General features: G+C 68.6%; 27 protein-coding genes and 1 other RNA gene. 20 read left to right on the top strand and 8 right to left on the bottom strand.

The annotated features are described in order from the left end of the window. Positions 1–135 precede the first annotated feature (135 nt). The 4 genes from SJY11_RS07720 to SJY11_RS07705 all read right to left on the bottom strand — a co-directional run bounded on the left by SJY11_RS07720 (position 136) and on the right by SJY11_RS07705 (position 1,689). Complete coding sequence (locus SJY11_RS07720; protein ID WP_376986014.1) at positions 136–720, bottom strand: 5-formyltetrahydrofolate cyclo-ligase; 585 nt, start codon at positions 718–720, stop codon at positions 136–138. A gap of 7 nt (positions 721–727) precedes the next feature. Continuing rightward, positions 728–881: non-coding RNA, 6S RNA (gene ssrS, locus SJY11_RS07715), on the bottom strand. A gap of 55 nt (positions 882–936) precedes the next feature. Then, positions 937–1,305 (bottom strand): cell division protein ZapA, encoded by a 369-nt coding sequence (locus tag SJY11_RS07710; protein WP_326905768.1) that lies wholly within the window; start codon positions 1,303–1,305, stop codon positions 937–939. Between the two features lie 12 nt (positions 1,306–1,317). After that, on the bottom strand, positions 1,318–1,689 hold the full coding sequence (locus SJY11_RS07705; RefSeq protein ID WP_376986013.1) for a DUF4164 family protein: 372 nt from the start codon (positions 1,687–1,689) through the stop codon (positions 1,318–1,320). A gap of 332 nt (positions 1,690–2,021) precedes the next feature. Here SJY11_RS07705 and tkt point away from each other — a divergent pair, with 332 nt between their 5' ends. The 6 genes from tkt to fba all read left to right on the top strand — a co-directional run bounded on the left by tkt (position 2,022) and on the right by fba (position 8,344). After that, the gene (gene tkt, locus SJY11_RS07700) at positions 2,022–4,019 is read left to right on the top strand and encodes a transketolase (RefSeq protein ID WP_376986012.1); all 1,998 of its coding nucleotides are present in this window, start codon (positions 2,022–2,024) and stop codon (positions 4,017–4,019) included. Positions 4,020–4,156: 137 nt separating this feature from the next. Further along, positions 4,157–5,167, top strand: a complete 1,011-nt coding sequence (gap, locus tag SJY11_RS07695) for a type I glyceraldehyde-3-phosphate dehydrogenase (RefSeq protein ID WP_376986011.1) — start codon at positions 4,157–4,159, stop codon at positions 5,165–5,167. 70 nt (positions 5,168–5,237) lie between these two features. After that, positions 5,238–5,696 (top strand): hypothetical protein, encoded by a 459-nt coding sequence (locus SJY11_RS07690; RefSeq protein WP_376986010.1) that lies wholly within the window; start codon positions 5,238–5,240, stop codon positions 5,694–5,696. Beyond that, complete coding sequence (locus SJY11_RS07685) at positions 5,693–6,886, top strand: phosphoglycerate kinase (RefSeq protein WP_376986009.1); 1,194 nt, start codon at positions 5,693–5,695, stop codon at positions 6,884–6,886. The genes SJY11_RS07690 and SJY11_RS07685 overlap by 4 nt, the downstream gene beginning before the upstream one ends. Before the next feature lie 67 nt (positions 6,887–6,953). Beyond that, complete coding sequence (locus tag SJY11_RS07680; protein WP_376986008.1) at positions 6,954–7,178, top strand: hypothetical protein; 225 nt, start codon at positions 6,954–6,956, stop codon at positions 7,176–7,178. 89 nt (positions 7,179–7,267) lie between these two features. Continuing rightward, a complete protein-coding gene (gene fba / locus SJY11_RS07675) occupies positions 7,268–8,344 on the top strand; it encodes a class II fructose-bisphosphate aldolase (RefSeq protein ID WP_376986007.1) in 1,077 nt (358 codons plus the stop codon). A gap of 218 nt (positions 8,345–8,562) precedes the next feature. On the opposite strand, the gene SJY11_RS07670 is transcribed toward fba, so the two are convergent. Then, complete coding sequence (locus SJY11_RS07670) at positions 8,563–10,566, bottom strand: PhoX family protein (RefSeq protein ID WP_376986006.1); 2,004 nt, start codon at positions 10,564–10,566, stop codon at positions 8,563–8,565. 186 nt (positions 10,567–10,752) lie between these two features. Here SJY11_RS07670 and SJY11_RS07665 point away from each other — a divergent pair, with 186 nt between their 5' ends. From SJY11_RS07665 to SJY11_RS07615, 11 genes are all read left to right on the top strand, one after another. Next, positions 10,753–11,907 (top strand): benzoate/H(+) symporter BenE family transporter, encoded by a 1,155-nt coding sequence (locus SJY11_RS07665; RefSeq protein WP_376986005.1) that lies wholly within the window; start codon positions 10,753–10,755, stop codon positions 11,905–11,907. Continuing rightward, a complete protein-coding gene (locus SJY11_RS07660) occupies positions 11,904–12,560 on the top strand; it encodes a thiamine phosphate synthase (protein WP_376986004.1) in 657 nt (218 codons plus the stop codon). The genes SJY11_RS07665 and SJY11_RS07660 overlap by 4 nt, the downstream gene beginning before the upstream one ends. Next, positions 12,557–13,480, top strand: a complete 924-nt coding sequence (locus tag SJY11_RS07655) for a tetratricopeptide repeat protein (RefSeq protein WP_376986003.1) — start codon at positions 12,557–12,559, stop codon at positions 13,478–13,480. The genes SJY11_RS07660 and SJY11_RS07655 overlap by 4 nt, the downstream gene beginning before the upstream one ends. Positions 13,481–13,624: 144 nt before the next feature. Continuing rightward, positions 13,625–14,410 carry an inositol monophosphatase family protein gene (locus SJY11_RS07650; RefSeq protein ID WP_376986002.1) on the top strand — a complete coding sequence of 262 codons (786 nt, stop codon included), beginning with the start codon at positions 13,625–13,627 and terminating at the stop codon, positions 14,408–14,410. A gap of 122 nt (positions 14,411–14,532) precedes the next feature. Continuing rightward, positions 14,533–15,543 (top strand): flagellar motor protein MotA, encoded by a 1,011-nt coding sequence (locus SJY11_RS07645; RefSeq protein ID WP_376986001.1) that lies wholly within the window; start codon positions 14,533–14,535, stop codon positions 15,541–15,543. Between the two features lie 5 nt (positions 15,544–15,548). Then, positions 15,549–16,565, top strand: coding sequence for a peptidoglycan -binding protein (locus SJY11_RS07640; RefSeq protein ID WP_376986000.1), 1,017 nt, complete (start codon positions 15,549–15,551; stop codon positions 16,563–16,565). Positions 16,566–16,588: 23 nt separating this feature from the next. Next, complete coding sequence (locus tag SJY11_RS07635; RefSeq protein ID WP_376985999.1) at positions 16,589–16,891, top strand: c-type cytochrome; 303 nt, start codon at positions 16,589–16,591, stop codon at positions 16,889–16,891. Between the two features lie 27 nt (positions 16,892–16,918). After that, positions 16,919–17,767: an urea carboxylase-associated family protein gene (locus SJY11_RS07630; RefSeq protein ID WP_376985998.1), complete on the top strand. Its 849-nt coding sequence runs from the start codon at positions 16,919–16,921 to the stop codon at positions 17,765–17,767. A 123-nt stretch (positions 17,768–17,890) separates the two neighbouring features. Next, positions 17,891–18,307, top strand: a complete 417-nt coding sequence (locus tag SJY11_RS07625; protein WP_376985997.1) for a DUF1036 domain-containing protein — start codon at positions 17,891–17,893, stop codon at positions 18,305–18,307. Positions 18,308–18,595: 288 nt separating this feature from the next. Next, positions 18,596–19,771, top strand: a complete 1,176-nt coding sequence (locus tag SJY11_RS07620) for a tetratricopeptide repeat protein (protein ID WP_376985996.1) — start codon at positions 18,596–18,598, stop codon at positions 19,769–19,771. Positions 19,772–19,869: 98 nt separating this feature from the next. After that, positions 19,870–20,859 carry a tetratricopeptide repeat protein gene (locus SJY11_RS07615; RefSeq protein ID WP_376985995.1) on the top strand — a complete coding sequence of 330 codons (990 nt, stop codon included), beginning with the start codon at positions 19,870–19,872 and terminating at the stop codon, positions 20,857–20,859. A gap of 19 nt (positions 20,860–20,878) precedes the next feature. Here SJY11_RS07615 and SJY11_RS07610 read toward each other — a convergent pair whose 3' ends face one another. Next, a complete protein-coding gene (locus SJY11_RS07610) occupies positions 20,879–22,657 on the bottom strand; it encodes an ABC transporter transmembrane domain-containing protein (RefSeq protein WP_376985994.1) in 1,779 nt (592 codons plus the stop codon). A 148-nt stretch (positions 22,658–22,805) separates the two neighbouring features. Here SJY11_RS07610 and rpmE point away from each other — a divergent pair, with 148 nt between their 5' ends. Next, positions 22,806–23,042: a 50S ribosomal protein L31 gene (rpmE, locus tag SJY11_RS07605; protein WP_192643908.1), complete on the top strand. Its 237-nt coding sequence runs from the start codon at positions 22,806–22,808 to the stop codon at positions 23,040–23,042. 115 nt (positions 23,043–23,157) lie between these two features. Here the strand turns inward: rpmE and rcdA are convergent, their stop codons facing one another. Both rcdA and SJY11_RS07595 read right to left on the bottom strand, forming a co-directional pair. Next, positions 23,158–23,685 carry a protease adaptor protein RcdA gene (rcdA, locus tag SJY11_RS07600; protein ID WP_326905751.1) on the bottom strand — a complete coding sequence of 176 codons (528 nt, stop codon included), beginning with the start codon at positions 23,683–23,685 and terminating at the stop codon, positions 23,158–23,160. 291 nt (positions 23,686–23,976) lie between these two features. Beyond that, positions 23,977–24,177 carry a DUF1192 domain-containing protein gene (locus SJY11_RS07595; RefSeq protein WP_376985993.1) on the bottom strand — a complete coding sequence of 67 codons (201 nt, stop codon included), beginning with the start codon at positions 24,175–24,177 and terminating at the stop codon, positions 23,977–23,979. Positions 24,178–24,437: 260 nt separating this feature from the next. Here SJY11_RS07595 and SJY11_RS07590 point away from each other — a divergent pair, with 260 nt between their 5' ends. Further along, positions 24,438–25,163: a DUF1013 domain-containing protein gene (locus SJY11_RS07590; protein ID WP_376985992.1), complete on the top strand. Its 726-nt coding sequence runs from the start codon at positions 24,438–24,440 to the stop codon at positions 25,161–25,163. 47 nt (positions 25,164–25,210) lie between these two features. Further along, positions 25,211–26,095: an MBL fold metallo-hydrolase gene (locus tag SJY11_RS07585; RefSeq protein WP_376985991.1), complete on the top strand. Its 885-nt coding sequence runs from the start codon at positions 25,211–25,213 to the stop codon at positions 26,093–26,095. Positions 26,096–26,111: the final 16 nt, after the last annotated feature.

Raw genomic sequence — 26,111 nt, 5'->3', positions numbered from 1 at the left:
CGTCATTCCGGCCAAGCCGCAAAGCGGCGCCGCGCCGGAATCCATCATAGGGCAACGTCGCGTCTTACGATGGATTCCGGGTCTGCGCTTCGCTTGCCCGGAATAACGGTGAGGGGAGATTCGGTAAGGCGCCACTCACCCGCAGCGGATGGTCTCGCGCTCGGTGACGATCCAGTCGAGCCGCCGGTCATGCGGCTCGTCCGGCACGGCGTCGATCTCCTGCGCGGCATAGGCGATGCCGACGCTGATCACATCGCCCAGTTCAGCTAGCTTGGCGTCGTAATGCCCTTTGCCATAGCCGATGCGGTAGCCGCGTCGGTCGAAGGCGGCGAGCGGGACGATCAGGATGGAAGGAACGCTCTCGGGCTGGGCCGGGTCCGGCACCAAGGTGCCGAAGCCGCCGGGCACGATCGGCTCGTAAGGTGCCCAACGCCGGAAGAGCATGCGCTTGGCGACGATGGCGGGCAGGCAGAGCGGCAGGCTGCGCGCGTGCAGCGCTTCGAGAATCGGGCGGGGATCGGCCTCGGATCGCATCGGCCAATAGGCGGAGACGGGCCCTGCCGCATCGTCGAACACCGGCAGCGCCAGAGACCGCTCGGTGATCGCCTCGTCCCAGATCAGACGATCGTCGATCTCGAGCGCATCGCGCCGGGCCAGAGCCTGTTCGCGCAGCGCCGCCTTGCGGAGCGCGGGATCGTCGGGAGAAGGCCTGTCGGACATGGGAAAGTGCGGAGCCACCTCGGCCGTGGAGTTTCGATCCCGGGACACCTACAAAGTAGGTGGGCGCCGTGTGCTCGGGTCCAGGGACCCAAGCAGGGACAGCTCCCTAGGGAGTCGTATGGGCCCGGAAATACATACTCTCACGCACCAGACAGCCCCGCCACACCAATGTAGGCAAGACGCCGGCAAAGCGCCAGTGCCCGCGCGACGATAACGCTAGCCGGCGGCGCTCGGGATCAGGCTCCGGGCGATGCCCTCGATCCGCTCCGCGGCGGTCACCAGCGCCTCGGCGGCGCGGTCCTCGATTTCGCCGAGGCGGCGGTCGGCCGCTCCCGCATCGCCCTGCAGCGCCGCGAGTTCGGCTTCCAGCCGCGCCACGCGCCGCTGCAGCTCGGAGGCTTCGTCGGCCACCATCAGCGCCGCCATCACATGCAGGCGCATGTCGCCGATCTCGCCGAAGGCCTGGCGCATCTCCTGGATCTTGCCGTCATAGACGCGGGCGAGCCCCTCCAGATGCGGCTCTTCCCCCTCTCCGCAGGCCATGCGGTAGGCCTTGCCGGCGATGGTGACGTTGACTTGCGGCATGGCGCTCTCCGCTCAATGCTCCCGGGCGAGGCTGGCCGCGGCCGGCTCGCCTTCGTCATCCTCGCCGTCTTCGCGGCCGGGAGCTGAAGCCGGCTCCGGCCCGGCCTCGGCATCCGCCCGGGCGATCACGGCGCCGATCACGGTCATGGCGCGCTCGAGGCGCTGGTCGACATCGGCCGCGGCGGTCTCGACATCGCCGAGACGCGCCGTTGCGCCGTCCAGCTCGGCCGCCAGCCGCGCCCGGTCGTCCTGCATCAGCGCCAGCTCGGTTTCCAGATTGGCCCGGCCGCGCTCCGCCTCGACCCGTCGCCGCGCCGCGGCCTCGAGTTGCGCCAGCGCCCCGTCGAGGCGCGCCAGCGCATTGTCCAGCATCAGGCTCGCCATTTTCGCTCCCCCTTCAGATCGAAGCCGGCTCACACGATTCGGGACCCTAGACCAACTCGCTGGAAAACGTGAATCGCGCCGGGCCGGTATCCCCGTCAATGCCAAGGGGTTGGACGATCTTGTTCGTTCGCGCTTGCAGCGCGGACACGCTGCGACGCAGCGAAACCGGTCGATCGCCGGCCCCGCCGAATTGACACCCACCGAGCCCGCGGCCTAATCCGGGCCACCAGTCGAAACGACAGAGCGATCGCAAATCGGACCGTCCCGGCCTGCCGCATGTGCAGGATTTGGCCGCGGCCTCGTCCCCCCGCCAGACGGAGCCAGACATCACCATGACCACGATCGACCGTGCGCGGCACGACAAGCTCGCCAATGCCATCCGCGGCCTCGCCATGGACGGCGTCGAGCAGGCCAAATCCGGCCATCCCGGCCTGCCGATGGGCGCCGCCGACGTCGCCACCGTGCTCTTCACCCGCGTGATGAAGTATGACGCCGCCGATCCGCGCTGGCCCGACCGCGACCGTTTCGTGCTCTCCGCCGGCCACGGCTCGATGCTGCTCTACGCGCTGCTCTACCTCACCGGCACGCCGGGCATGGAGCTCGACGACCTCAAGAAGTTCCGCCAGCTCGAATCGAAGACCCCGGGTCACCCCGAGAACTTCATGACGCTCGGCGTCGAGACGACGACCGGCCCGCTCGGCCAGGGCCTCGCCACCGCCGTCGGCATGGCGATGGCCGAGCGCATGCTCGCCGCGGAATTCGGCCGGAAGGTCGTCGATCACTACACCTATGTGCTCGCCTCCGACGGCGACCTGATGGAGGGCATCAGCCACGAGGCGATCGCGCTCGCCGGCCACCAGAAGCTCAACAAGCTGATCGTGCTGTGGGACGACAACGGCATCTCGATCGACGGCCCGCTCTCGATCTCCGACAATGTCGATCAGGTTGCGCGCTTCAAGGCCTGCGGCTGGCGCGCCGAGCGCGTCGACGGGCATGACCCCGATGCCATCGAGGCCGCGATCCGCCGCGCCCAGAAGTCCAGCAAGCCGACCATGATCGCCTGCAAGACGATCATCGGCTTTGGCGCGCCGAAGAAGCAGGGCACCTCCAAGGCCCATGGCGAGGCGCTCGGCGCCGAGGAACTCGCTGCCGCCAAGAAGAACCTCGGCATCACCGGCGGCGCCTTCGAGGTCGCGGCGGACGTGCTGAAGGCCTGGCGCGAGGCCGGCAAGGCCGGCGCCAACGAGCACGCCAACTGGCGCAGCCGTTTCGGCCTGCTCTCCGATCGCAAGCGCGCCGAGTTCGAGCGCCGCCTCGCCCATGGCGTGCCGGCCAGGCTCGGCAAGGCGATCCTCGCCCACAAGAAGGCGCTGATCGCCGCGCCGCAGGCGGTCGCCACCCGCAAGGCCTCGGAGCTGGCGCTGGAGGCGATCACACCGGTCATGCCGGAGCTGGTGATGGGCTCGGCCGACCTGACCCCCTCCAACAACACCCGCACCAAGGCCGCCGAGGACTTCACGCCCAAGACCCCCAAGGGCCGCTATGTCCGCTACGGCATCCGCGAGCACGGCATGGCTGCGGCGATGAACGGCATCACCCTGCATGGTGGCTTTCGCACCGGCGGCGGCACCTTCCTGGTCTTCGCCGACTATGCCCGCCCCTCGATGCGCCTCGCCGCCCTGATGGGGCTGCCGATCGTCTACGTCATGACCCATGACTCGATCGGGCTGGGCGAGGACGGGCCGACGCACCAGCCGGTTGAGCAGATCGCGTCGCTGCGCTGCATGCCGAACATGCATGTCTTCCGCCCCGCGGACGCGATCGAGACGGCGGAAGCCTGGCAGTTCGCGCTCGAGAACACCAAGGGCCCCACGGTGCTCGCCCTCTCGCGCCAGAACCTGCCGCAGCTGCGCACCGACGCCACCGCCACCAACCGCTCGGCCAAGGGTGGCTACGAGCTTCTGGCCGCCGAGGGGGGCAAGGCGCAGGTCACGCTCTTCGCCTCGGGCTCCGAGGTCGAGATCGCGGTCGCGGCCCGCAAGCTCCTGGCCGAGAAGGGCGTGCGTGCGCGTGTCGTGTCGGTCCCGTCGCTGGAGCTGCTGCTGGCGCAGGACGAGGCCACCCGGGCGGCGATCATCGGCACGGCGCCGGTGAAGATCGCGATCGAGGCCGGCGTCCGCTTCGGCTGGGATGGCGTGATCGGCGACGACGGCGCCTTCGTCGGCATGTCGTCCTTCGGCGCCAGCGGCCCCTACAAGGAGGTCTACAAGCATTTCGGCATCACGCCGGAGGCGGTCGCCGATGCTGCAATGAAGCGCCACAACGGCTGACACCCTGCAAAACGGAGAGAAAGCGGCGCCGTTCCCCGCTTTCTCTCACGCAAACACTTGCTTTCGGTCACGCTTTGGCCGAATTGCCCGCGTGAATGGCGCGCAAGCGCCGCAGTTCGGCGAAGGAGAGGTTCGAGATGACGGTCAAGGTGGCGATCAACGGTTTCGGCCGCATCGGGCGCAACGTGCTGCGTGCGATCATCGAGTCCAAGCGCAAGGACATCGAGGTCGTCGCGATCAACGATCTCGGCCCGGTCGAGACCAACGCCCATCTCTTCCGCTTCGACAGCGTCCATGGCCGCTTCCCCGGCACGGTGACGGTCTCCGGCGACACGATCGATGTCGGCCGCGGCCCGATTAAGGTCACCGCTGTGCGCGATCCAAAGGACCTGCCGCACAAGGCGCTGGGCGTCGACATCGCGCTCGAATGCACCGGCATCTTCACCACCAAGGAGAAGGCCTCGGCCCATCTCGCCGCCGGCGCCAAGCGCGTGCTCGTCTCGGCTCCCTGCGACGGCGCCGATCTCACCGTCGTCTTCGGTGTCAACAACGGCGCGCTGACCAGCGACCACGTCGTCGTCTCGAACGCGTCCTGCACCACCAACTGCCTCGCGCCGGTTGTGCGCGTGCTTCATGACGCGGTGGGCATCGACAAGGGCTTCATGACCACGATCCACGCCTATACCGGCGACCAGCCGACGCTCGACACCATGCACAAGGATCTCTACCGCGGCCGCGCCGCCGCGCTCTCGATGATCCCGACCTCGACCGGCGCCGCCAAGGCGATCGGCCTCGTCATCCCCGAGCTCAAGGGCCGTCTCGACGGCTCCTCGGTGCGCGTGCCGACGCCCAACGTCTCGATGGTCGACTTCAAGTTCCTCGCCAAGCGCAAGACCACCGTCGAGAAGATCAACGACGCCATCCTCAAGGCGAGCAAGCGCGGTCCGCTCAAGGGCATTCTGGCCGTTACCGACCAGCCCAACGTCTCGATCGACTTCAACCACGACCCGGCCTCGTCGACCTTCGCGCTCGACCAGACCAAGGTCATGGACGACAAGTTCGTCAGCGTCGTCGCCTGGTACGACAACGAGTGGGGCTTCTCGAACCGCATGAGCGACACCGCCGTCGCCATGGGCAAGCTGCTCTGAGCTGACCTGCCCGACGGGCCGCGCCAGACCGGCGCGGCCCCGCTCCTGTCTCGAATCGAACGGAACGACCATGGCCAAGATCGAGCCGACCGTCGCATCGCCTGCCGACAACTCGATGCCGACCACCGTCACGCCCGCACCCGGCTACGGCGCGCCCGTGAGCATCGGCTCCTCCGCACCGGCCACCGAGGCCGCACCGGTGACGGAGCCGCGCCAGCTCGACCAGCTCTCCCGCATCGAGGAGAAGGCGGCCCGCATCGAGGAGAAGTTCGCCCGCTACGAGGCCGTGCTGACCCGCGCAGAGGCCTCGCTCGAGCGCAGCGCCCACAAGGTCGACGCCGCCGCCGGCACGATGGACTTCGCCGCCATCCGCGCCGAGATCGCAGCCCTGCGCGACCGCGTCGACGCGACCCCGCGCGCCGCCACGCTCTTCACAACCGCCATCGTCACCGCGGTCCTCACCGTGGTCCTGACCATCCTGGTGCTACGCTTCGGCGTGCCCGGCCTGATGCCGAGACTGCTGCCGTGACCGCCTTCAAGACCCTCGAAGACGCCGACCTCGCCGGCAAGCGCGCGCTGGTGCGCGTCGACCTCAACGTCCCGATGGAGGATGCCAAGGTCACCGACACAACCCGCATCGACCGCATCCTGCCGACGATCCGCGAGATCGCGGCCAAGGGCGCCAAGGTCATCCTGCTCGCCCATTTCGGCCGGCCCAAGGGCCCCGATGCCAAGAACAGCCTGAAGCAGGTCGTGCCGGCGCTGGCCCATGCGCTCGGCCAGCCCGTGACCTTTGTGGCGGACTGCATCGGCGACGACGTCGCAAAGGCGATCGCTGCCGCCAAGAACGGCGACGTCCTGCTGCTCGAGAACACCCGCTTCCACGCCGGCGACGAAAAGAACGACCCGGATTTCGTCAAGGCGCTCGCCGCCAATGGCGACCTCTACGTCAACGACGCCTTCTCGGCCGCTCATCGCGCCCACGCCTCGACGGAAGGGCTCGCCCATGTCCTGCCGGCCTATGCCGGCCGCGCCATGCAAGCGGAGTTGGAGGCGCTCTCGGCGGGCCTCGACAATCCCGCCCGCCCGGTCATGGCGATCGTCGGCGGCGCCAAGGTCTCGACCAAGCTCGATCTGCTCGGCAACCTCGTCAGGAAGGTCGACGTCCTCGCCATCGGCGGCGGCATGGCCAACACCTTCCTGGCTGCACGCGGCATCGACGTCGGCAAGTCGCTCTGCGAGCACGACCTCGTCGCCACCGCCCGCGAGATCGAGGCCAAGGCGAAGGAAGCCGGCTGCGAGATCCTGCTGCCGGTCGATGCGCTGGTCGCACGCGACTTCAAGGCCAACCCCGGCCACCGCGTCGTGCCGGTCGGTGATGTCGCGGCCGACGAGATGATCCTCGACGCCGGGCCGATGAGCGTCGCCGAGGTCGTGCTCAAGCTCGACCATGTGAAGACGCTGGTCTGGAACGGGCCTTTCGGCGCCTTCGAGCTGCCCCCCTTCGACACCGCCACCGTCACCGTCGCCAGGGCGGCTGCCGAGCGCGTCAAGGCGGGCAAGCTCGTCGCGGTCGCCGGCGGCGGCGACACGGTGTCGGCGATGAACCATGCCGGCGTGGCGGACGACCTGACTTACGTCTCGACCGCCGGCGGCGCCTTCCTGGAGTGGATGGAAGGCAAGCCGCTGCCGGGCGTCGAGGCGCTGCGGAAGGGCTGAACGGCCCTGCCGTTTGCAGCAGGGCTTGTTTATGCTATGTTCTCGTCGCTTTTCGGAGAGAGCGGCGATGAGCGAGAACGTCCAAACAGCGATGTTTGAGATCCTGAAGTCGATTCAGGGCAAATTGGCTGAGCACGACAGGCGCTTCGACGAGATCGGCGACCTTGTACGCAAACAGCGCCGCGACACCGCCGGCCTTCTGGTGATGGCCAAGGCCACGACCGGACAGTTCGCCGAGGACCTCGCCGCCGTCGAGGAGCGTGTTCGCGTTCTGGAAGCCCGCGGGCGCTGAATCCGATCCCAAATGCCGCTTTGGCTTTGCCATCCGGCCGGCGGCGCACTACATCCTCCCCATATCCATGCCTCAAGGGGAGTGCCAACGTGGCCCGTATCACGCTTCGCCAACTGCTCGACCATGCCGCCGAGAACGATTACGGCGTGCCCGCCTTCAACATCAACAACATGGAGCAGGCGCTGGCGATCATGGCGGCCGCGGACGCCACCGACGCGCCCGTCATCATCCAGGCCTCGCGTGGCGCGCGCTCCTACGCCAACGACATCATGCTCAAGCACATGATGGACGCGGTCACCGAGATCTACCCGCACATCCCCGTCTGTGTGCATCTCGACCACGGCAACGAGCCGGCGACCTGCATGACCGCGATCCAGGCCGGCTTCACCTCCGTCATGATGGACGGCTCGCTGAAGGCCGACGGCAAGACCCCGGGCGACTGGGACTACAATGTCGGCGTCACCCGCACCGTCACCGAAATGGCCCATCTCGGCGGCATCTCCGTCGAGGGCGAGCTCGGCGTGCTCGGCTCGCTGGAATCCGGCGAGGGCGAGAAGGAGGATGGCCACGGCTTCGAGGGCAAGCTCTCCCATGACCAGCTCCTGACCAATCCGGACGAGGCGGTGAAATTCGTCGCCGAGACCAAGGTCGATGCGCTCGCCATTGCCATGGGCACCTCGCATGGCGCCTACAAGTTCACCCGCAAGCCCGACGGCGCGATCCTGGCGATGCATGTCATCGAGGAGATCCACAAGAAGCTGCCGAGCATGCACCTCGTCATGCACGGCTCCTCTTCGGTGCCGCAGGACCTCCAGGACATCATCAACCAGTATGGCGGCAAGATGCCCCAGACCTGGGGCGTGCCGGTTGAGGAGATCCAGCGCGGCATCAAGCACGGCGTCCGCAAGATCAACATCGACACCGACAACCGCATGGCGATGACCGGCCAGATCCGGAAAATTCTCTCCGAGCATCCCGGCGAGTTCGATCCGCGCAAATATCTCAAGCCCGCCATGGAGGCGATGACGAAGCTCTGCAAGCAGCGCCTGCAGGAGTTCAACACCGCCGGCCAGGCCAGCAAGATCAAGCGCGTGCTGACCACCGCCGAGATGGCCAAGCGCTACGCCAAGGGCGATCTCGACCCGACCTTCGGCAAGGCGGCCTGAGTTCAATACCTCAAGGAAAGGTGCGGGAAGCCCCTCTCCCGCAAGGAGAGGGGTAGGGGAGAGGTGCTGGCCCCTGGACCAGTTGAGCGCGCAGCTTGCAGAAGAGCGCTGTTAGGTCCGGCCGCAGCGTCAAACCGCCGACCCCTCACCCTGTCCTCTCCCTACGGGAGAGGGTTCCCCGCGCTCGATCGTCCAGGCCACCGTAAAGCGACGCCAGCTCAAACCCCGATCTTCCCCCCGCCCTTGCGGGTAATCGCCACCACCGACGGCCGCACCGGCATGTCCGGCTTGAAGTCCGGCCAGCGCGTCGAGAGATCCTCGTAATAGGAGCGGCGACCGAACTCCGGCCAGTCCGGGCCATCATCGCCGGGGTGCTGCACCGCCACGAAGGCCGTGGTGTCGTCCGGCGTAAAGCAGGGGCCGCAGAGCTCGGCGCCATGCGGCACGCGGTAGAACAGCTTCGAGGTCCGGCGCGCGCCGCCCTCCGTGTCCACCGCCCAGAGCCCGTCGGTGCGCCCGGTCGCTTTCGGGCCGTTGCCGTCGGTCGAAACCCAGAGCCGCCCGGCGGAATCGACCACCGAATTGTCGGGCATGCCGAACCAGCCGCTCTTGGTCGTGTCGGTGGAGAAGGTCGCGCCGAGCTCTGCGACTGAAGGATCGCCGCATTTCAGCAGGATTTCCCAGCGACCCTTGTTCTGCGTGTGATCGCCGCCATCCTCGATGATCTCGATGATGTGGCCGAAGGCGTTCTTGGCTCGCGGATTGGCACCATCGACCTGTTCCTCGGTCCGGCGCGTATTGTTGGTCAGCATCACATAGACCTTGCCCGTCACCGGGTTGGGCGTGATGTCCTCGGGCCGGTCCATCTTGGTGGCGCCGAGCAGGTCGCCGGCGCGGCGGGTCTCGAGCAGCACATCGGCCTGGCTCTGGAAGCCGTTGGCGGCCGTCAGCGGGCCCTGTCCGAAGACGAGCGGCAGCCATTCGACCATGCCGTCCGCCGCGAATTTGGCGACGTAAAGCGTGCCGGAATCGAGCAGATCCAGATTGGCGGCGCGGTTGGCGGCGTCGAAGCGGCCCGCCGTGACGAACTTGTAGACGTAGTCGAAGCGCTCGTCGTCGCCGAGATAGACCACGACGCGGCCGTCCTTCGCCACGATCATGTCCGCGCCCTCATGCTTGAAGCGCCCGAGCGCCGTGCGCTTCTTCGGCACGGAGGTCGGATCGAACGGGTCGACCTCGACGACCCAGCCGAAGCGGTTGGGCTCGTTGGGCTCCTTGGAAACGTCGAACCGGTCCTCGAAACGGCCCCAGGCATAAGGCGAGGACGGGAGTGCGAGGCGCTTGTAATTCGCCTCCTCGCGATGCCCCTCCGGCAGCTTGCCGGAGAAATAGCCGTGGAAGTTCTCCTCGCCCGAGACGAAGGTGCCCCAGGGGGTCATCGCGCCGGCGCAGTTGTTGAGCGTGCCGAGAACCTTGCGGCCGGTGGCATCAGTGCCGGTCTTCACCCGGTCGGTTCCCGCGACGGGGCCCGAGAGCTGCATCTCTGTGGCGACCGTGATGCGCCGGTTGAGCTTCGAATCCCTCACCAGCGCCCATTGGCCGTCGGTGCGACGGATCTCGGCGACGGTCGCGCCATGCGCCATCGCCTCGATGCGGTAGCGCTCCGGCGTCGCATTCTTCAGCACCGGCTTGCCGTCCTTCATCTCGACCACGCCCGGGAACATCAGATGCGGGTTGGTGTATTCGTGATTGACGAAGAGCACGCCATGGGCGGACGGGTCGGCCGCGCCCGGCATCGGCAAATAGCCGACGAAGTCGTTGTTGTAGCCGAACTGCTTGGCCTGGGCCTCCGGCGTCTGTTTCGTCGGGTCGAAGGCGGGCGCATCGGCAGTGACCGGATCGCCCCAGCGCAGCAGCACCTGCGCGTCATAGCCCTCGGCGACATGATGGTCGGCATCGACGCCGGCCTCGACCTCCTTGAAGGCGAAGGCCGAGCCGCCGGCCTGGGCCCTCGCCGCATCGGCGGTGGCCAGCGCCACCGTGCCGACGGTCGCGGAGATCGCGGACACCGCCAGCGCCCCCTTCAGCAGCCCGCGGCGCGAGAAGCGTTGCGAGATCAACTCGCCCATCGTGGCGTTGTCGCTGAGGTTCTGCGGCTCGGCATCCTCATGCTCGAGCAGGCTGGCGCCGAAGGTCGATTCGTAGCGCGTTTCGTCGGTCATGGCTGCGGTCCTGGCGAAGGATCAGATTGGCATTGGACGAACTCCAGCGATAGACTGTCGCCGTGACGCGGCGGTGACGGCAGCCTTCCGGCAACGCACGCGGGACATGCCCATCGCCCGCGCAGCCCCTTCCGGTCGAAAGCTGTTTCTGGTTGAAGGAGCGCCCTTCCGCCGCGCAGGACCCGCATGTCCCTCGTCTTCTCAGCCTTCGTCGCAGTCTTCGTCGGCTTCGCCGCCTCGGTCGCGGTCGTGCTGGCGGCGGCGGAGTCGCTCGGCGCGACGCCCGCCCAGACCGTGTCCTGGGTCGCGGGGCTCGCGCTCGCCAAGGGCGCCGCCAGCCTCTGGCTCTCCTGGCGCCACCGCCTGCCGATCATCTGCGCCTGGTCGACGCCGGGCGCCGCGCTCATCGCCGCCAGCAGCGGGCTCGACATGGCCGCCGCCGTCGGCGCCTTCCTGCTCGCGGCCGCGCTGATGATGCTGACCGCCGCCTTCCGTCCGCTGGGAGCGTTGATCGAGAAGATCCCGATGCCGATCGCCGCCGCCATGCTCGCAGGCGTGATCTTCCGCTTCGTCGTCGCGGTCTTCGACGAGATGCGGGTGTCGCCCGGCCTCGTCCTGCCGCTACTGGCGGTGTTCCTGCTGGCGCGGCTGGTCAATCCCTTCCTCGGCGTCATCGCCGCGCTCGCGGCCGGCATCGTCCTCAGCTTCGCCGGCGGGCTGGCGACGTGGCCGGCGGGCGGGCTTGCCCTCTCCGGCCTCGAATTCGTCACACCACGCTTCGATACCGCCGCCATGCTCGGCATCGGCATCCCGCTCTATCTCGTCACCATGGCGGCGCAGAACCTGCCCGGCTTCGCCGTGCTCCGTGCGGCCGGCTACCAGCCGCCCGTGCCGGCCTGCCTCTTCGTCACGGGCCTGGCCTCTTTCCTCACCGCCCCCTTCGGCGCCCATATGGTCAACATGGCGGCGATATCAGCCTCGATCTGCACCGGGCCCGATACCCATCCCGATCCCGCGCAACGCTGGAAGGCCGGGATCGTCTACGGCCTCGCCTGGCTCGCCATCGCCGCGACCGCGGGGCTGCTGCTCGCCCTCATCCTCGCCATGCCCAAGGCGCTGATCGTCGCGGTCGCCGGCCTCGGCCTCGTCGGCTCGCTGACCGGCGCCCTGACGCAGGCGACCTCCTCGGACGGGCATCGCTTCGCCGCGGTCGTCACCTTCGCCGTCGCGGCCTCCAGCCTGGCTCTGTTCGGCGTCGGCTCGGCCTTCTGGAGCCTCGTTGCCGGCCTTGGAGTCTTGACATTGGACGCCATCGCGGGCCGTTTGCGCGCAAGATCATGACCACGACCTCTCCCCCCACCCGCCTGATGCTCGTCACCCCGCTCGTGGCGGATGCCGACGCGATGGCCTTCAGGCTCATGCAGGCCCAGGCCGGCGGCGACATCGCGGCCGTGCTGCTGCGGCTCGCGCCCGGCGACGAGCGCAGCCGCATCGAGCGTGTGAAACGCCTCGCCGGCCCGGTCCAGGCCGCCAATGTCGCGCTCGTCGTCGAGGACAGCGCCCTCGTCGCGACGCGCGGCGGGGCCGATGGCGTCCACCTGACCGGCGGGCCGGATGCGATCGCCGAGGCGCGCTCCAGCCTCAAGCGCGAGCGCATCATCGGCGCCGGCGGCCTGCGCGCCCGCCACGACGCCATGGATGTCGGCGAGGCCGGCGTCGACTACGTTCTCTTCGGCGAGCCCCGCCCGGACGGCTCGATGCCGCCGCTGCCGGCCGTGATCGAGCGCGCCGGCTGGTGGGCCGAGATCTTCCAGACGCCCTGCGTCGCCTATGCGCCCGACGCCGGCTCGGTCGCCGCGCTCGCCGAGACCGGGGCGGAGTTCATCGCGCTGGGCGACTGGGCCTTCGCGGAGGGCAGCGACATCCGCACCATCGTCGGCGAGGCCAACGAGGCCATCGCCGCCTGCGGGCTCCGCAGGGCCGCGGTGCGATGAGGCGCTGCCGCCGGGCCCTCGCCGGCCTGTTGCTGGCCGGCCTTGCATTCCCCCATCCCGCCGGGGCGGCCGAGCGCGACGCCGCCTATGCCGCCTACCAGACCGGCCATTACCGCCGCGCCTTGGCGGAAGCGCTGAAGCGCATCGAGGCCGACAGCAAGGACGCCGCGGCGATGACGCTGGTCGGCGAGATCTATCGCCAGGGGCTGGGCGTGCGGCCCGACCAGACGGTCGCCACCGAATGGTACGAGCGCGCCGCCGAGCGCGGCGACATCAACGCCGCCTATGCGCTCGCCGTCGCCCTGCTCGACACCACCGGCCCGCGGCGGGATCCGGACCGCGCCTCCGTCCTGATGCGCCGCGCGGCCGAGGCCGGCCATCCGGCTGCGAACTACAACCTCGCCCTCGCCTGGCTCGCCACCGGCCAGCCCGACGACGAGGCGCGTGCGATCAAGAGCCTCGGGATCGCGGCGAAGGGCGGGATCCCGGACGCGCTGCATGCGCTGGCGACCCTGGCGCGGCAGGGCCGCGGCATGCCCCGCAGCGACGAACAGGCCGCGCGCTGGATGGGCGAGGCTGCCGCGGCCGGCCACCTGCCCGCCGAGATCGAATATGCGATCATGCTGTTCAACGGCACCGGCGTTGCGGCCGACGAGACCGCGGCCGCGAAGCTGTTCCTGCGCGCTGCCGGCAAGGGCAACCCGATCGCGCAGAACCGCATCGCGCGGCTCTACCAGAGCGGGCGGGGCATTCCCCCCGACTCGATCGAGGCTGCCGCCTGGCATCTGGCGGCGCGGGCGCGGGGCCTCGACGATCCGGCCCTGGCCCAGCTCTTCGACCGCCTCAACCCCGAGCAGCAGGGCCGCGCCGCCCGGCTTGCCGCCGACCGCATCGAGGGCGCGGCCTTGACGTCGCCCTGACAGGCGAGCAAGTGACGGGCGAGTTTTTTCAAGCCCTCACCCCGAGCGCGCCCCCCGCCTCGGACCCCGGGCCCGCTGTCTGAACCGGATGCTCGCCTGCCGAGATCCGCCTGCTGCGCCGAAACGGCGCGAACGAGGTTACCGATGATCCGCTCCCCCCTGATGACCGTGATGACCGACGCCGTGATGAAGGCGTCCCGCTCGCTCAAGCGCGATTTCGGCGAGGTCGAGAACCTGCAGGTGCTGGCCAAGGGCCCGGGCGACTTCGTCTCGAAAGCCGACACCAAGGCGGAGGAGATCATCCGCGCCTCGCTGGAGAAGGCGAGGCCCGGCTACGGCTTCGTCATGGAGGAGGCCGGCAGCGTCGCCGGCACCGACGAGAGCAACCGCTGGCACATCGACCCGCTCGACGGCACGCACAACTTCCTGCGCGGCATCCCGCACTGGAACATCTCGGTGGCGCTGGAGCGCGACAACCAGTTCGTCGCCGGCGTGATCTACGACGCCGCCAAGGACGAGCTCTTCATCGCCGAGAAGGGCAAGGGCGCCTATGTCAACAACCGCCGCATGCGCGTCTCGGGCCGGCGTGAGCCGACCGAGATGCTCGTCGGCATGGGCGTGCCCCATATCGGCAAGGGCGGCCACCCGCTCTTCCTGCGCGAGCTCGGGACGGTGATGACCCGATTCTCCAACGCCCGCCGCATGGGCTGCGCCGCGCTCGACATCGCCTATGTCGCGGCCGGCCGCTTCGACGCCTATTGGGAGCGCGACCTGAACACCTGGGACTTCGCGGCCGGCGCGGTGATGATCCGCGAGGCGGGCGGAACCTTCGGCACGCTCGACGGCAAGCTGCCCACGATGGCGCGCGACATCATCTGTGGCAACGAGATCGGCGAGCAGGCCCTGCGCGCGGCGCTCAAGGCGGCCTGAGCCGAGGAGCATCGCGGCAACAGCCCGCGCTTAGGTCATATCTCCTTGATCTTTCGCGCTTGATCATCGCGGCATGGGAAGCGACAGTCCCACCCGTCACGGTGACGAACGGAAGATTAAGCATGGCGACTGAGGATCTGGCGGCCGAACGCGACGCGGCCGCGCCCCCGCGGGACGAGACGCGTTTCTCGCGGCCGCTGCGCTATGTCATCCGTGCCCTCGTCTTCCTCGCGCTGATCGGCTTCCTCGGCTTCATCCTCCAAGGCGGGCTGATCACCGCCTTCATGACCAATCCGGGCCTGAACGGCCTGATCCTCGGATCGCTCTTCGTCGGCGTGCTGATCGCGCTGCGCGAACTCTGGCGCATCCATGCCGAGGCCCGCGCCGCCACCCGACTCGCCGCCGACCCCGGCGCCGCCCAGATTCGCCGCGGCCAGGTCATCGCGCCGCTCGGCCCCGTCCTGGCCGCGCTCGACAGCCGCAGCCTCGCGCCCGCCCAGGCCGCGACGGTGCTCGAATCGGTCGCGGTGAGGCTCGATGACGGCCGCGAGGTGCTGCGCTATCTCGCCGGCCTGCTCGTCTTCCTCGGCCTGCTCGGCACCTTCTGGGGCCTGCTCGACACCGTGTCCTCGGTCGGCAACGTCATCAAGAGCCTGCGCACCGGCGCCGAGGCCGGCGTGCTCTTCGACGAGCTCAAGGCCGGCCTCGCCGCGCCGCTCGCCGGCATGGGCCTGTCCTTCTCCTCCTCGCTCTTCGGCATCGCCGGCTCACTGATCCTCGGCTTCCTCGAACTGCAGGTCGCCCAGGCGCAGAGGCGCTTCCGCAACGAGATGGAAAGCTGGCTCGGCACCCGCACCGGCGGTGCGAGCCTGCCCGGCCTCCAGCCGCTGGCGGGCGACCCGCTCGGTGACCGGCTCGACCGGCTCGGTGCAGCCATGGCCGAGAGCGGCGCCAACAACCGCGCCGCGACGCAGGCGCTCGCCAGTCTCGCCGAGGGCATCCAGGGGCTCGTCCAGCACATGCGCTCCGAGCAGCAGCTGATCCGTGATTGGGTCGAGGCCCAGGCCGCCCGTGAGAAGGACATGAAGCGTCTGCTCGAACGCCTCACCGCCGACAATGTGATGGAGCCCTGACGGCGATGGCCCTCTCCCGCTCCCATCGCCGCGACGAGGTCAATTTCTGGCCGGGCTTCGTCGACGCGCTCTCGACGATGCTGATCGGCATCGTCTTCCTGCTCTCGGTCTTCGTGCTCGGGCAGTTCTTCCTGTCGCAGGAGCTGACCGGCAAGGACACCGCCCTCGAGCGGCTGAACCAGCAGATCTCGGAGCTGACCGACCTGCTCGCGCTCGAGCGCGCCTCGAACCGCCAGGCGCAGGAGAGCCTGACGCTCCTGCAATCCTCGCTGACGCGCGAGCAGGCCGAGCGCAGCCGCATCCAGGACATGCTCGCCGCCCAGCCCGGCAACCAGGCGGCCCAGCTCGGCGAGGCGCAGAAGGCGCTCGATGCCGAAAGGCAGCTCTCTGCCCGCGCCCAGGCGACGGTGGAACTCGTCAACCAGCAGATCCTCGCCATGCGCCGGCAACTCGCCGCGCTGGAAGAGGCCCTGAGCGCCTCCGAGGCAAAGGACAAGGAGGCCCAGGCCCGCATCTCCGAGCTCGGCTCGCGGCTGAACGTGGCGCTGGCGCAGCGCGTCCAGGAACTGGCGCGCTACCGTTCGGACTTCTTCGGCCGCCTGCGCCAGGTGCTCGGCACGCGGCCCGACATCCGCGTCGTCGGCGACCGCTTTGTCTTCCAGTCCGAGGTCTTCTTCGATGCCGGCCAGGCCGTGCTCAAGCCCGAAGGACGCGGCGAACTCGACAAGCTCGGCGCCATCATCGCCGATCTCGGCCGCGAGATGCCGCCCGATCTGCCCTGGATCCTGCGCGTCGACGGCCACACCGACAACCGGCCGATCCGCTCGGCGCAGTTCCCGTCGAACTGGCATCTCTCGGCCGGCCGCGCCATCGCGGTCGTCGAATATCTGGTGAGCAAGGGCATCCCGGCCGATCGCATCGCTGCGACGGGCTTTGGCGACAACCAGCCGCTCGACGTCGCCAACACCGACGATGCCTGGCGCCGCAACCGCCGCATCGAGTTCAAGATCACCGAGCGGTGAGGCGCGTGACGGGAGGGCGGGCGATGGCGTGGATGGCCGTGATGCTGCTCGCCCTGTCGGCTGCGGCGACCAGCGCCCCCGCGCTGGCCGAGCCCCGCCGATCCGTGGTGGACGATTGCGCCGCCTGTCATGGCGAGGATGGCATCGCGCGCGACACCGAGGTGCCCCACCTCGCCGGCCAGAACGAGCGCTACCTCTTCAACCAGATGATGGCCTTCCGGAGCGGCAAGCGCGCGCATAAGGAGATGCGCTACATGGCCCGGCATATGAGCGTCCAGGAGATCGCGGCGCTCGCAGCCTATTACGCGGCGCTGCCGCCGCGCTGACCTGACCACCGCCGACCGGAGCCCGCCATGCCTTTCGCAGAGCCCGCCGACGCCGCCGCCCGCCGCTCCCGGCCGCTGACCATCTGCTACCCCGTCGAGAGCCTGCCGAAGCCCGACATGGCGCTGCTGTCGCGGGCACGCGAGCAGCTCACGAAGATCGACGAGATCATCGTCGCGCCGCGCGACGCGGAGGCCTTCGAGGTCCCGGCCGGCCACTTCTTCCGGATCGTGGGCGTCGACGGCCCGCAGGTCGGCGATCTCAACCTCTGGAACATCAACGACCTGTCCGAGCGCTTCTTCAGCGGCAAGACGCGCCAGCTCCACGCCACCCATGTCTCGACCGGCGACCGGCTCTGGAGCAGCCTGCCGTCCCTGCGGCCGCTCGCGACCATCACCCACGACACGCTCGCCTGGTACGGCATCGACGCCGATGGCGGCGCCGTCCATGACGTGATCGGCACGCGCTGCGACCCCTACACCAACCGCCTGCTGTCCGGCGGCGACTACCACCATTGCTGCCATTCGAACCTGACGCGGGCCCTCGCCAGGGCGAAGGGGCTGCCGGTCAGGGAGGCGGAGATGCATGTCCACGACGTGCTCAACGTCTTCATGTGCACCGGCTTCACCCGCGGCACGCATCAATACTTCATGAAGGCGAGCCCGGTGCGCCCGGGCGACTTCCTCGAGTTCTTCGCCGAGATCGACCTGCTCGGCGCGCTCTCCGCCTGCCCGGGCGGCGATTGCAGCACGACGCATTCCAGCGACGTCGCCGCCTGCTACCCGCTCAAGGTCGAGATCTTCCGCACCGAGCCGGAGCTGCTCACCGGCTGGACCTCGCCTCAGCCCAGTGCCTACCCGCGCACGCATGGGCTCTGAGCCCCCGGAACCGACCCGCAGCCCTCTTCGCGGACGCCCGAACGGCGGGTTTGACAAGGCTGCCCCGGCGGAAGTCAGATATGCGCGGGACTGAGTTTCGATGGGTGGGGGATTTTGATGAGGATGGTAGCCTTGGTGGCCTTCGCCGCCATGATGTCGGTCGGCACGCCGGCTCTCGCCCAGCAGCAGCAGACCGAGATTGTCTTCTGCAACAAGACCGGCTCGAAGATCTTCACCGCGCTGGCCCATGTCCCCCAGACGACCAGGAAATGGACGCTGACCGCCTGGCAGACGATTCCCGCCGGAGGCTGCAAGAGCGTCGCGCGCTGGAACACCGCGCTGTTCTACTATTATGCCGAGAAGGAGGGCCGGACCTATCACTGGCCGGGCAAATCCGGCGTCGACAAGACCTTCTGCGTGCCCTCCCGCGCCATCACCCGCGAGATCGTCGGCGGCACCTGCGCCTCTGGCGAACGCAGCGTCGGCTTCAAGGGCACGGTACCCAACGCAGGCAAGTACACGATCAACCTGACCTCCTGAGCGCGGGCCCTAAAGGCTGCGCTCACGCCGCCTCCAGACCGAACTGCAGCGCCGCCAGCCGCGCATAGAGCCCGCCGCGGGCCTTGAGTTCGGCATGCGTCCCCTCCTCGACGACGCGGCCGTCCTCCATCACCAGGGGTCCGTGGCGAGGATGCCGTCGGAGAAAGCCTCAATTGCCGATCATTGCGGCTTCGTAAACCGCGCAGCATCGCCTTTAGCGTTCGCCTTGACCCGGCATTAGAGCGACATCGCCTAAGAAGGAGATCGACCCTAGGGAGACCTCCGGCGATGGCTCTGCCGCTTTCCATTCCACTGCTGTTGGCAGGTCTGCTGGGCGTCATGGCCGCGCCTGCCTGGGCGCGCGGCCCAAATCTCTGCACGGTCGAGCGGATGGAGACCGATCCGGCCTCGGTGGAGGCCCCCTGCAGCGCACGCCTCGACACCGCCAAGCTCAGCCCCAAAGCGCAGGCCGAAGCCCTGCACATCCGTGGAAAGGGGCGCGACCGTACCGGCGCGGCACAACTCGCTCTTCAAGATTACGAAGCCGCAATCGTGCTGCAGCCGAAGAACGGCGACCTCTATGCCAGCAGGGCCAGCGCCCGTTTCAACCGTACCGATTTCGAAGGCGGCGTCGCCGATCTGCAAACCGCGCTCCAACTCGACGAACGGAATACGCGTGCCTTGGTCAGCATCGGGAATCTGATGATCGAGTCCGGCCAGCCCGATGGGCTCAAGCTGCTCGACAAGGCCCTCAGGATAGACCCGAAGCAACCTTTCGGGCTGCTTTTCCGGCTGCGAGCCTATGCGGAACTCGGTCGCTGGCAGGAGGCCTTCAAAGATGCCGACGCGCTGGTGGCCTTGCCGCGCAAGAGCCTCGACCGCGTCAGCTACCGCGGCCGCGACGGCCTGCCCGAAGATTTCCACATCGTCGCTCTGGAAGAGCGGGCGAAACTCTTCAATGCCCGCCGCCAAACCGCCGAAGCGGAGGCGGATCTGAACGCGGCCGTCGCCTACAAGGAAGGGCCTCAATCTTATCTTGCCCGGGGTACCTTTCTCTTCGGCAAGGTTGGCCGTGAAACCGATGCGCTGCGCGACTTTGACAGGCTGGTCGACACCCAATCGCATCGAGCCTGGTTCCATTCAGCCCGAGCCGAATTGTTGCTTCGCCTCAAGCGATCGACAGATGCCCTGGAAGCCTCAGAGCGAGCCATCGTCATCGACGATAGCGAGGGGGTAGCCTACGAAATCCGTGGGAACGCGCTGACGCAACTCGGGCGCTTCGACGAAGCCTTCGCCGATTTCACCACGGCCCTGGATCGCGACCCGTCGCTCATTCCAAAGCATCTCGACCGCCTCCAGATGGCCGGCTACTTCCCCAGTCGACAGCCTCCGACGGAGATGACGCCCCTGCTCCGGGACGCACTCAAGGCCTGTTCGCTCGATCCCCAGTGCCGGGAGCATTGACGGTCATGAAGCGCCTTGCCCTTCTGTCGCTGTTGCTCCTATCGGCCGCCTTGCCCTGCGCTGCGGCGAACGATGCTGGTTTGTCCGGACCTTTCCGCATGATGGGCGGAGCGACCTGCGACGCTGGCGGCCTCGCCCAGCACCAGGGCGCCTGCGATCCGCCCGCCCTGGACACGACCGGCCTTCCCGCCGCGACGGCGGCGGCCGCCCGTTTCGAGCGCGCGCGCAAGCTGCTCGCGCTCGTGCGGCTGGATGCGGCCAAGGAAGAACTCGGCAAGGCAATCGCGGCCGAGCCGACCGCCGTCGAAGCGCTGCATTTCCGCGCCCGCCTTTGGCTCAGCATGGGCGATCCCAAGGGCGCGCAACAGGATCTGGACGCGGCCATCAAGGCCGCTCCCGACAACGCCCTGGTCAGGAGTTCGCTCGCCTATCTGCATCTGCAGATGCGACGCTTGCCGGAGGCACTGCGCGAGATCGAGACCGCCTTGGCGGCGATGCCCGACGATCCGGACGCCCGCTGGATTCGTGCCTCGATCCTGATCGCCCTCGGCCAGAGCGACAAGGCGATCGCGGATCTCGACGTCGCCGTCCGCGACGCCGGCAATGTCAGGGCACGGGAAACCCGGGCCGCTCTGCATCTCCGGCAAAACCGCCTGGAAGCCGCGGTCGCGGATGCCGACCGCGTGCAGCAGGCGCGTCCCGAAGACCCGACCACGCTGACCATCCGCGTGCTTGCGAAGATCGGCGCCGGCAAGACCGACGAGGCGCTCGCTGACCTCGACAAGCTGATCGGCCCGCCGGGCGGGCCCTACCGAATGCCCGTGGAGTATCACGACTTCGGACGGCTGACCTATCAGCGGGCGATGCTGCTGGCGTCTGCCGGTCGCGGGGAGGATGCGATGAAGGACGTCGCCTATGTCCTCGACAAGGGCGGCATCAGGGCGATTCTCCGGCTTCAGATCTTCCTGCGCCACAATGGGATGCCCGATGTGGTCCTCGACGGACAGCGCTCATCCCAACTCGACGCTGCCGTCATGGCCTGTTTCGGCAACGCGGCCTGCGGACGCGGTCTGAGCCGGCCGCTGTGAACCGCCGCCCGGTCCACCTCTAAGCCGCCTCCAGCCCGAACTGCAGCGCCGCCAGCCGCGCATAGAGCCCGCCGCGGGCCTTGAGCTCGGCATGCGTCCCCTCCTCGACGACGCGGCCGTCCTCCATCACCAGGATGCGGTCGGCCGAGAGGATGGTGGCGAGGCGGTGCGCCACGACCAGTGTGGTGCGGCCCTTCATCAGCGCGTCGAGCGCATCCTGCACCGCCCGCTCGCTCTCGGAATCGAGCGCGCTCGTGGCCTCATCGAGCAGCAGGATCGGCGCGTCCTTCAGCACCGCCCGCGCGATCGCCAGCCGCTGCCGCTGCCCGCCCGAGAGCGTCACGCCGCGCTCGCCGACGACGGTGTCGTAGCCCTGTGGCAGCTCCCGGATGAAGCCGTCGGCCGCCGCCAGCCGCGCCGCCTCCTCAACCTGCGCCAGCGTCGCCTCGGGACGGCCATAGGCGATGTTGTCGCGCACCGAGACGCCGAACACGGTCGGCTCCTGCGGCACCAGCGCGAAGCGCTGCCGCCAGGCCTCGGGGTCGACCTGCGGCCCGGCCATGCCGTCGACCACGACGCGTCCGGCGGCCGGATCGTAGAAGCGCAGCGCCAGTTGCAGCACCGTGCTCTTGCCGGCGCCCGAGGGCCCGACCAGCGCCACCCGCTCGCCGGCCCGCACCGAGAAGGTGAGGTCCGACAGCGCCTGGACGCTGCGGCCGGGATAGCTGAAGGAGACGCCCTCGAAAGCGAGTTCGCCGCGCGCCGGCTCCGGCATCGGCGCCGGGTTCGGCGGGGCGGCGATGGCCGGCTTCAGGGCGAGGATCTCTCCCAGCCGCCCGGCCGCGCCAGCCGCCGCAGAGACGTCGCCATAGACCTCCGAAAGCTGGCCGAGCGAACTCGCCGCCAGCACGGCATAGAGCAGGAACTGCGACAGCCGCCCGCCGCTCATCCGCCCCTCGAAGACCTCCGTCGCGCCCGTCCACAGCACCCAGACCACGCTGGCGCTGACCAGGAAGATCGCGACGCCCGAGAGCAGCGCGCGCGAGGCCGTCGCGGCGCGCGAGGCGCCATAAGCCTCGTCCGAGGCCTGGCCGAAGCGGGTGGCCGTCTGTCGCGCCGCGCCGAAGGACTGCATGGTGCGGATCGCGCCCATCGCCTCCGAGGCGAAGGCGGAGGCGTCGGCGAGCCGGTCCTGCGCCGCCCGGGCGCGCCGGCGCACCGAGCGCCCGGAGAAGACCAGCGGCAGCACTATCAGCGGGATCGCGCCGATCACGATCGCCGCGAGTTGCGGGCTGGTCGCGATCATCAGCGAGAGCGCGCCGATCGTCATGATCACGTTGCGCAGCGCGATCGAGGCCGTCGAGCCGAAGGTCGACTTGATCTGCGTCGTGTCGGCGGTCAGCCGCGAGACTAGGTCGCCGGCCCGGCTCGAATCGAAGAAGGCGGGCTCCAGCCGCGTCAGATGCGCGAAGACGTCGGCGCGCAGATCGGCCACGATGCGCTCGCCCACCGTCATGACGAGGTAGAACCGCGCCGAGCTCGCCAGCGCCAGCACCGCGACCACGCCGATCAGCAGCACGAAATAGCTGTTGGCGAGCTGCTGCTCGCCGCCGGAGAAGCCGACATCGATCACCCGCCGCACCGCCACCGGCAGCGCCAGCGTCGCCGCCGAGGCGATGACGAGGGCCAGCAGCGCCAGCGCAATACGCTTGCGGTATCTCAGCGCATAGGGCCAGAAGGACGCCAGGGAGCGGAAGTCGGGCCGTGTTTTGGTGTTGTCTTTTTCGGCTGCGGGCACGCGTCTTTGTCCTGTTCTGCTTGCGCTGTCGGCCCGGCTGAGATATGTGCACGCGACTTCACGACAGGCTCATACGAATTTTTCGACGGGCCGGGCAGGCTTGCCTGCTTGTCGACCACGCCCGTTTTCGACGTTTGAGGATTTAGCCATGGCCAAGACCGGCATCCACCCCGACTACCACACCATCAAGGTCGTCATGACCAATGGCACGGAATACTTCACGCGTTCGACGCTCGGCAAGGAGGGCGATACGCTGAACCTCGACATCGACCCGACGACGCATCCGGCCTGGACCGGCGGCTCGCAGCAGATGCTCGACCGTGGCGGCCGCGTGTCGCGCTTCAATTCGCGCTTCTCCGCGATCGGCGCGCTCGGCAAGAAGTGATCTGCCGGCGGGTGCGCCCGCCCGCGCTGATCTGAATCAAGAACGGCCCGGTCTTTCGACCGGGCCGTTTCGTTTTGTGGCGGTGCTCGGCGCGGCGATCGGCCGCGCGGCGAAATCAGAGCGCGAGGCCGAGGCGGGCGTGCAGGCTGGCGAGCTGGTCCTGGACCGGATTGGCCTTCTCGGCCGGAGCGGCCGTGTTCATCTGGCCCTCGAGATGGCGGATGCGGGCCTGCAGCCGGAAGGAATGGGCAATGAGGTCGCTCAGGCCCTGCGGCAGGCGCTCCAGCTCGGCGGGCGTGCCCGACACGCCGGTCTCGGGGATGCGGACCTTGGCGTTCTCGGCGCGCGCCTGTTCGGCAGTCATCTCGCCCTCGGCGACGGCGCGCTGGACCAGGAGCCAGGAGGCGATCTGCATCAGCCGCGTCGTCAGCCGCATGCTTTCGGTCGCATAGCTGAGCGCGACCTCGCGCGGCAGCGCCGCGGATTGGGTGCGGCCCTCGCCGTCGAGATAGGCGGCGGTGTTCTCGACCAGCCCCATCCCCTCGCGGAACAGCACCATGAAGGCATCGGACTTCACGAAGCCGCGCGCGAAGGAGATCGCACCGTCTTCACTCGCAGTCTCGCGGATCAGCAGGTCGTTCATGGCCTTGTCTCCCATCGGCACAACGCCGTGTCCGCATGGCACACGTCACGGCTCATGCCGCCGTTGTCGCAAGGATAGCGCCGATGGGCAGGCGCCGCGCCGGTAACGTCCGGTTAACCTTAACGCGGGTAGAGACCATAAAAAAGAGCCGCCCGGAGGCGGCTCGAAGGTCAACAGGGAGGCGTCAAACAGAGCGGGCAGGAGCCACTCGCATCCAGACAAACTGGATGATATGATTCATACTTTGGAATCGTTAAGAGCCCCTTAACGCAGGCGCCTTCCGCCGCTTTTTCAGTCGGGTTTCCGGAAGAAGGCGTCGGCCGCGCTGCGCGAGGCGTCCTTCTTCGCCCGCGCCTCCGCCAGCCGCTCGATCTCGGCCTGGAGCGCCGCCACCCGCAGGTCGATTTCGGCCAGGGACAGCATCGACAGATCCTGCCCGATCTCGTGGACGGGCTTGGGCTTGGGCCGGTCATCATCGGAAAACAGCGACATCGGCGCCTCCCCTGCAAGATCGCCCGCGTGACGATCCCGGCAGATTACGTCCCGCGAGCGGCCCGCGCCACCGCTGCGGCGAGGCGTCTCGCCGGCTCTTTTTCTTGGACAGCCGCCCCCGCCTCCCCTATAAGCCGGCCATCCTGTTCATCGTCGATGATTTGGATGGCCGGCCGAAGAGGCCGGTCGGCGCCCGAGAGCTATTGTCCGCGACGTTGCCCCGGCAAAGCGCCGGATTCCGAGATTCCAGGAGACAGCCCGTGTCGTTACCTCCGCTGATGCCGAAAGCCACCGCGGTCTGGCTGGTCGAGAACACGTCCCTGACCTTCGAGCAGATCGCCGAGTTCTGCAAACTCCACCCGCTCGAGGTGCGCGGCATCGCCGATGGCGAGGTCGCGGCCGGCATCAAGGGGCTGGACCCGATCAACTCCGGGCAGCTCACCCGCGAGGAACTCGAGCGCGCCGCCGCCAACCCGGCCCATCACCTCAAGCTCGCCGAGCGCAAGGTGAAGGTGCCCGAGATGAAGAAGACGAAGGGGCCGCGCTACACCCCCGTCTCGAAGCGGCAGGACCGGCCCAACGCCATCCTCTGGCTGCTCCGCAACCATCCCGAGCTCAAGGACGCGCAGGTCATTCGCCTGATCGGCACGACCAAGTCGACGATCGCGCAGATCCGGGACCGCACCCACTGGAACGCGCAGACGCTCTCGCCGATCGACCCGGTCAGCCTCGGCCTGTGCTCGCAGATCGATCTCGACTTCGAAGTCGGCCGCGCCGCCAAGGACCGCCCGGCCATGATCGCCGAGATCGGCTCGACCCTGCTGCCGGCCGAGGAAACCACGGCGCCGGAGCCCGCACCGCTCAGCCAGACCTTCACCGACATGGGCAAGCCCAAGCGCGAGGAAGAGGCAGCGATCGACGTCGATTCCGTCTTCGCCAAGCTCAAGCAGATGAAGCGTCCGGTCGACGAGGACGACGAGGCCTGAGGCGTATGCGGCTTGCCGAGAACCGCTCGCGCTGACACCTTGCCGGAATGAGTGCCGGACTGGCCTTCACCTTTCTGGGAACCGGCGCGCCGCCTGTCAGCCTGCGGCGCGCCGGTCCCTCCCATCTCGTCGAGGCCGGCGGCTGCAAGCTGCTGATCGATTGCGGTTCGGGTGTCAGCCAGCGGCTTGTCGCGAGCGGCCATCGCGGCGCCGACATCGACCTGCTCATCGTCACCCACGAGCATTCCGACCACCTGGTCGATTTCTATCAGCTCGTCATCTCCTCCTGGCATCAAGGCCGCAACCGCCCCTGGCGCGTGCTGGCGCCGGCCCCCGCACTGGCCAATCTGCGGGACCAGTACGAGGCCTTCGCGCGCGAACGCCGCTTGCGCATCGCCTTCGAGCAGCGCCCGGACGCCAGCGGTCTCGATGTCGTCTTCGAGGAACTGCAGGAAGGGCCGGTCGCCGGACTCCAGGGCCTCTCGGTGACGGCGTTCCTGGTGGACCACAAGCCGGTGGAGCCGGCCTTCGGGCTGACGCTCGGCGACGGCACGAGCCGGATCGTTTTCTCCGGAGACACCCGCCTCACCCCGACGCTCGAGCAGGCCTCCGAGAACTGCGATCTGCTCGTCAGCGAAGTCTATGTCGAGAGCCAGATGCCGGTCGTCGCCGGCATCCGCACGGCCGCCACCGTTGCAGCCGTGAAGAGCTACCACATGACGCCGCAGGTGGTGGGCGATCTGGCACGCAGGAGCGGCGCCAGGGCGCTGGCGATCACGCACATCGTGCCGCCCGCTGCCGATACCGCGCTGGTCGCGGAGGAGATTCGCGCGAGCGGCTATGCCGGGCCGCTGATCATCGGCGAGGATCTGATGCGGCTGGACTGGCCGCAGCGCCTGCTCCGATGGAACGGCGCGACCATCGGCTTCTAGCCCTGCGATCCGCGCA

This window comes from Allobosea sp. R86505 (genome assembly GCF_042466375.1).
Classification (GTDB): domain Bacteria; phylum Pseudomonadota; class Alphaproteobacteria; order Rhizobiales; family Beijerinckiaceae; genus Allobosea.
The sequence above is the reverse complement of the archived record's forward strand: the minus strand, read 5'-3'. Positions and strand labels throughout refer to the sequence as shown.

What these genes read in the sequence shown, in the direction of transcription:
- SJY11_RS07720 (WP_376986014.1), bottom strand. Translation starts at nt 720, where the DNA reads ATGTCCGACAGGCCTTCTCCCGACGATCCCGCGCTCCGCAAGGCGGCG.
- SJY11_RS07710 (WP_326905768.1), bottom strand. Translation starts at nt 1,305, where the DNA reads ATGCCGCAAGTCAACGTCACCATCGCCGGCAAGGCCTACCGCATGGCC.
- SJY11_RS07705 (WP_376986013.1), bottom strand. Translation starts at nt 1,689, where the DNA reads ATGGCGAGCCTGATGCTGGACAATGCGCTGGCGCGCCTCGACGGGGCG.
- tkt (WP_376986012.1), top strand. Translation starts at nt 2,022, where the DNA reads ATGACCACGATCGACCGTGCGCGGCACGACAAGCTCGCCAATGCCATC.
- gap (WP_376986011.1), top strand. Translation starts at nt 4,157, where the DNA reads ATGACGGTCAAGGTGGCGATCAACGGTTTCGGCCGCATCGGGCGCAAC.
- SJY11_RS07690 (WP_376986010.1), top strand. Translation starts at nt 5,238, where the DNA reads ATGGCCAAGATCGAGCCGACCGTCGCATCGCCTGCCGACAACTCGATG.
- SJY11_RS07680 (WP_376986008.1), top strand. Translation starts at nt 6,954, where the DNA reads ATGAGCGAGAACGTCCAAACAGCGATGTTTGAGATCCTGAAGTCGATT.
- SJY11_RS07670 (WP_376986006.1), bottom strand. Translation starts at nt 10,566, where the DNA reads ATGACCGACGAAACGCGCTACGAATCGACCTTCGGCGCCAGCCTGCTC.
- SJY11_RS07665 (WP_376986005.1), top strand. Translation starts at nt 10,753, where the DNA reads ATGTCCCTCGTCTTCTCAGCCTTCGTCGCAGTCTTCGTCGGCTTCGCC.
- SJY11_RS07660 (WP_376986004.1), top strand. Translation starts at nt 11,904, where the DNA reads ATGACCACGACCTCTCCCCCCACCCGCCTGATGCTCGTCACCCCGCTC.
- SJY11_RS07655 (WP_376986003.1), top strand. Translation starts at nt 12,557, where the DNA reads ATGAGGCGCTGCCGCCGGGCCCTCGCCGGCCTGTTGCTGGCCGGCCTT.
- SJY11_RS07650 (WP_376986002.1), top strand. Translation starts at nt 13,625, where the DNA reads ATGATCCGCTCCCCCCTGATGACCGTGATGACCGACGCCGTGATGAAG.
- SJY11_RS07645 (WP_376986001.1), top strand. Translation starts at nt 14,533, where the DNA reads ATGGCGACTGAGGATCTGGCGGCCGAACGCGACGCGGCCGCGCCCCCG.
- SJY11_RS07640 (WP_376986000.1), top strand. Translation starts at nt 15,549, where the DNA reads ATGGCCCTCTCCCGCTCCCATCGCCGCGACGAGGTCAATTTCTGGCCG.
- SJY11_RS07635 (WP_376985999.1), top strand. Translation starts at nt 16,589, where the DNA reads ATGGCGTGGATGGCCGTGATGCTGCTCGCCCTGTCGGCTGCGGCGACC.
- SJY11_RS07630 (WP_376985998.1), top strand. Translation starts at nt 16,919, where the DNA reads ATGCCTTTCGCAGAGCCCGCCGACGCCGCCGCCCGCCGCTCCCGGCCG.
- SJY11_RS07625 (WP_376985997.1), top strand. Translation starts at nt 17,891, where the DNA reads ATGGTAGCCTTGGTGGCCTTCGCCGCCATGATGTCGGTCGGCACGCCG.
- SJY11_RS07620 (WP_376985996.1), top strand. Translation starts at nt 18,596, where the DNA reads ATGGCTCTGCCGCTTTCCATTCCACTGCTGTTGGCAGGTCTGCTGGGC.
- SJY11_RS07615 (WP_376985995.1), top strand. Translation starts at nt 19,870, where the DNA reads ATGATGGGCGGAGCGACCTGCGACGCTGGCGGCCTCGCCCAGCACCAG.
- rpmE (WP_192643908.1), top strand. Translation starts at nt 22,806, where the DNA reads ATGGCCAAGACCGGCATCCACCCCGACTACCACACCATCAAGGTCGTC.
- rcdA (WP_326905751.1), bottom strand. Translation starts at nt 23,685, where the DNA reads ATGAACGACCTGCTGATCCGCGAGACTGCGAGTGAAGACGGTGCGATC.
- SJY11_RS07595 (WP_376985993.1), bottom strand. Translation starts at nt 24,177, where the DNA reads ATGTCGCTGTTTTCCGATGATGACCGGCCCAAGCCCAAGCCCGTCCAC.
- SJY11_RS07585 (WP_376985991.1), top strand. Translation starts at nt 25,211, where the DNA reads ATGAGTGCCGGACTGGCCTTCACCTTTCTGGGAACCGGCGCGCCGCCT.